Source organism: Bacillus sp. mrc49, assembly GCF_002803435.1.
Genome location: NZ_PHNG01000162.1, coordinates 1 through 931 on the forward strand (window position 1 = coordinate 1; position 931 = coordinate 931).

Below are 931 nucleotides of genomic sequence, written 5' to 3' on the forward strand. Positions count from 1 at the left end.
GAGACTCCTGCGGGAAATGCGGTCAAGGTGAGACCCGCAGGCGCATGCGCCGAGGAGGCTCGCCGACCGCCCGCGGAAAGCGAGCACCTGCAGTGCAATGAAACGGTCTTAGGTATAAACCAGCCTAAACTGTGGGCACTCGGAATTCCATATTCTTGTTCACGCAGAGATAATCGAAACGTAAAGCGAGTGCCGAAGCAGCGATTAAAGTCGGAAATTCTTAAAGAATGATTGTGGAATGTTTTCTATCAACCCTTTCTTCCTTTTTAGAAGAATGAAGCAGGAAATGGTGGTGTGCCTACCGAAAGAGGGGGATGTAAGTACTTTCATTCAATGGAGGAATGTCGGATGGAGAGTTTAGCGAGGGCACTGTCCTTAAGAGCAAACAAAGAATATGAACAATCGAGTCAGGTATTGCAGGAGTTGGCGAAGCGAGATCCCGGCGATGCAATCATCCGGTATCATTGTGCCTGGAGCTTGGATATCCTGGGACTTGAGGAGGAAGCGGTTCCGCACTATGAAGCGGCCATCGGACTGGGATTGCCTGATGAGGAAGCAAAGGGTGCCTACCTAGGATTGGGAAGTACATATCGCACCATCGGGAAATATGCGCAAGCAAAACGGACATTGGAGGCGGGCCTGGAGAAATTTCCTGGCGACAGGGCTCTAGTGGTATTCAGGGCGATGGCCCATTATAATTTGGGTCAGCATGATCTGGCCATGGAATCTTTATTGAAAGTGATAGCGGAAACCTCGAATGATCGCGAAGTTCAATCATATGCAAGGGCGATTGAATTTTATAGCGATAAACTGGATATCGTTTTCACGGGAAAATGATCAGCCATCCCCAAATTATCCACATAGGGTATAAAAAACAAGATGTGAATGACGTTTCGCACAAATTTTATATGGATTAATCAACAAAATGGCA

At 47.5% G+C, this 931-nt stretch carries 1 protein-coding gene; it reads left to right on the top strand.

Annotated elements, in window-relative coordinates; all coding sequences use genetic code 11:
- The first annotated feature begins 348 nt into the window (after positions 1 to 348).
- Entirely contained in the window at positions 349 to 837 is a 489-nt protein-coding gene (locus CVN76_RS01125) for a tetratricopeptide repeat protein (protein ID WP_100530110.1), read from the top strand.
- Positions 838 to 931: the final 94 nt, after the last annotated feature.

Excerpts from the sequence above, each read along its gene's own strand:
- CVN76_RS01125 (WP_100530110.1), top strand. The coding sequence starts at position 349 with ATGGAGAGTTTAGCGAGGGCACTGTCCTTAAGAGCAAACAAAGAATAT.